The organism is Vibrio sp. T20, assembly GCF_007858795.1.
Lineage (GTDB): Bacteria > Pseudomonadota > Gammaproteobacteria > Enterobacterales > Vibrionaceae > Vibrio > Vibrio satsumensis.
Genome location: NZ_VFEB01000116.1, coordinates 1 through 317, shown reverse-complemented (window position 1 = coordinate 317; position 317 = coordinate 1). Strand labels below are relative to the sequence as shown.

1 protein-coding gene is annotated in these 317 nt (G+C 42.0%); it reads right to left on the bottom strand.

All coding sequences use genetic code 11. The features are described from left to right. Positions 1 to 112 precede the first annotated feature (112 nt). Positions 113 to 317 (bottom strand): ASCH domain-containing protein (locus tag FTW16_RS13385; RefSeq protein WP_146491409.1); only part of this gene is annotated, 205 nt, incomplete at its 5' end.

Here is a 317-nt window from a genome sequence, read left to right as displayed (position 1 = left end):
CCAATAAAAACTTCTCGAACGGTTAAGCTCATTGTTGTCGACCTTATTACTGTTTATTGGCCACTATAACCTAAACATAAAGTGCCACACATTATGAATCAAAAAATACCTTTTATTGATGAACCACTTTGAAGCGCTCTAATACCAGCATCATGTCTTCAGTTGGCGAGATTTTTAGCTCTTCACATTCACGAGAGAAGAAGTTCCAGTGCGCTTCTCTCCACCATTCGAGTGTTTTATCACCCTCCCCTTCTGCGGCAGCAAATTCAGCGGTTACTTCGTTGTATTTGCAAAGCGACACCGAGGTTACCTCGACA